The sequence below is a fragment of the Halorubrum sp. CBA1125 genome, from assembly GCF_009742825.1.
In the GTDB taxonomy this organism is placed as follows: Archaea; Halobacteriota; Halobacteria; order Halobacteriales; family Haloferacaceae; genus Halorubrum.
Genome location: NZ_WPCE01000276.1, coordinates 1 through 2,762, shown reverse-complemented (window position 1 = coordinate 2,762; position 2,762 = coordinate 1). Strand labels below are relative to the sequence as shown.

The window sequence follows — 2,762 nt, the reverse complement described above, 5'->3', positions numbered from 1 at the left end:
ACGGAAGTTTGAAACATCGAAATTCCCGTTCCGGATCGCCTCTTACATTACGAACGTATCTTTGTAATTCTCTGCGAGGACGACCGCATCGTTGGGTCCGCATTTCACGCCTGATTCGCAGGAAGCTGCGTGAAATGATCTCATACGATCCGGTTGTGACACGATGAGATCACCGGTCCCGATCGGGAACATCGACCCTCGACGCCCTAGTCGTGTGGATGGAACCGGTTCATCGCCCGCCTGACCGCGTCGGCGTCGCCGATGAACGTGACGTGGTCGCCGTATTCGAGCACGCTGTCGGCCGACGGGACGTGGTTCTCACCGTCGCGGCTGACGACGGCGACGAACGTCCCGTCGGGGATCTCCGAGTTGAGCTCCTCGATGCTCTTGCCCGCGAGCTTCTCCGAGGTCACCTCGACCTCCTGGACGTCGTGGCTGTCGCCGAGTTCGTTCATCCAGTGGGTGAGGGCGGGCCGCTCGATCTCGTCGTCGATCGCCACCGCGGTCGCGGTCGAGGCGTCGATGGCCGCCGCGCCGATGCTCTCGAACGCGTCGACGTTGTCCGGGTCGTTCACCCGCGAGTACACCGATCCGACGTCGAACTTCGTGATCGCGAGCTGACACGCGAGCAGGTTGACGTCGTCGTCCGCGGTGGTCGCGATGAGCCGCTTGGCGTCCTCGACGTTCGCCTCGCGGAGCACCTCCGTGTCGGTGCCGTCGCCCTCGTACACGGTGAACCCCGTCGAGCGCGCCTGTTCGACGGCGTCCGCGTCACGCTCGACGACGACGACGAACTCGCCTCTGTTCTCCAGTCGTGTGGCGAGCGCCCGGCCGACCCGGCCCCCGCCGATGATTATCGTGCGCATTGGTGACACTCCGAGGAACTCGCCGATCTGTCGCGCGAGCCCCGCCTCGACCGCGACCGTCGCGAAGATGACCGCGAACACCGTGCCGACGAGGAGCTCCCCGGCCGCGACGTTGCCCGCCAGCTCCAGCTCGATGGCGAAGAGCGTGGCCACGCTCGCCGGGATGATCCCGCGCGGGCCGACGCCCGCGATGAACAGCCGCTCGGGCCACGTGAAGCGCTCGACGCCGGCGGTGGCGATGATCGCTCCCAGGGGCCGGAGCACGAGCATGACCACGAGGACGATCGCGATCGCCCCGGCGCCGAGTCCGAGTATCGCCTCGACGTCGATCAGCGCGGCGAGCGAGATGAAGACGAACGAGAGGACGACGAGCGTCGTGTTCTCTGCGAACCGCTCGATCTCCGCTCTGTTGTCGATGTCGAGGTTGCCGAGGAGGATCCCGCTCGTGGCTGCCGCCGCGATGCCCGCCTCGGGTGCGACGGCCTCCGCGGCCGCGAACGACCCGACCGCCGCCGCCAACACGAGGAACTGCGACGCCTGCACGTCGCGTTCGGGAACGAACGAGCTGTCCAACAGGAGGTAGATGACGACCGTGGCGAGCACGCCCGCCGCCACGCCGACGCCGAACCGCTGGAGGAACGAGAGGACCGTCGCGGGGACGCCGAGGTCGTCGAGCAACAGGGTCTCGAAGACGACGACCGCGACGATCGCCGCGGTCACGTCGTTGACGATTCCCTCGGTCTCCAGCGCGGTCGCGACGTGGTCTCTGACGCGGACGACGTTGAGTATCGGCGTGATGACGGTCGGTCCGGTCGCCACGAGCAGCGCGCCGACGAGCAGCGCGATCTCCCAGTCTCCGCCCCCGAAGACCCGGACGGCCAGCGCGGTCCCGAGGAACATCACGAGGGCGCTGACCGTCACCAGCCGGAGCGACACCGTCGACGCGCGTCGGATCCGCTCGATCCGGAGGGCGAACGCCCCCTCGAAGACGACGATCGCGACGCTGATCCCGACGACGATCTCCAGGCCGCTCCCGAACGTCTCCAGGGTCACGAGCCCCAGTACCTCCGGCCCCAACACCACGCCGATAGCGAGGTAGAAGACGACGCTCGGCACCCGCAGCCGGTGAGCCAGCAGCTGCACCACGAGCCCCGACACGAGGATCGCCGCGATGACCGGCACCAGGCTGCTGGACACGTCTGATCGGCGTACGGTCCCCCTCGTGGTTAGTGTACTGGTGCTCCGTGCGAGCGCGGGCGGTCCGAGGTGATCTGTTGTCGGCGGTGAAGCGATCCCGTCGGCGTCTCCGACGGCCGGCGACCGGCGGCCTCAGCCCTTATGTACCGCCGTCGCGACGAGTCGACGTGAGCGATCGCGAGCACGGTCCCGGTGACCACGACGATCCCGGCGGCAACGGCGCCCCCGGCGATGCCGATCGCCCCGAGGTCCTCACCGCGATCGCGGCGGGCGCGGCCCTCTTCAACGAGGGACACGTGCTCGCCGCGCACGACCCGTGGGAGGAGGCGTGGCTCCCGCTCGACGGCGGCGGCGACGAGCGGCAGCTCCACGGGCTGATCGCGGCCGCGGCGGCGACCCACCACGCCGGGAACCAGAACTGGTCGGGTGCGACCGGGTGCGCGGCGAACGGGGAAAAGTACCTCTCGGCGGTCGGTGACGACCACCGAGGCGTGGACGTGCGGTCCGTCCGCGAGTGGTGCCGACGCCTCGCCGCCGACCCGGAGACGATCGAGCGCGCGCGGCCGCCGTCGATCCGGATCGACGGGCGCGGCCCCCGGATTCCGACGACCTCGACCTCGCGGCGGCGCTGCTCGCCGCCCCCGCGCTGGCCGAAGCAGTCGCGCCGGCGACGAGGAGACGTTCGCGGCCGCGGCGGCG

At 69.4% G+C, this 2,762-nt stretch carries 2 protein-coding genes; one reads left to right on the top strand and one right to left on the bottom strand.

Features of this window, described 5'->3' with window-relative positions; all coding sequences use genetic code 11:
* Window positions 1-206: 206 nt before the first annotated feature.
* Complete coding sequence (locus GJ633_RS15570; RefSeq protein ID WP_321169126.1) at window positions 207-2,048, bottom strand: cation:proton antiporter; 1,842 nt, start codon at window positions 2,046-2,048, stop codon at window positions 207-209.
* Window positions 2,049-2,230: 182 nt separating this feature from the next.
* On the opposite strand from GJ633_RS15570, the gene GJ633_RS15565 reads away from it, so the two are divergent.
* Window positions 2,231-2,762: DUF309 domain-containing protein (locus GJ633_RS15565; RefSeq protein ID WP_321169125.1), on the top strand; the 532-nt coding region annotated here is incomplete at its 3' end.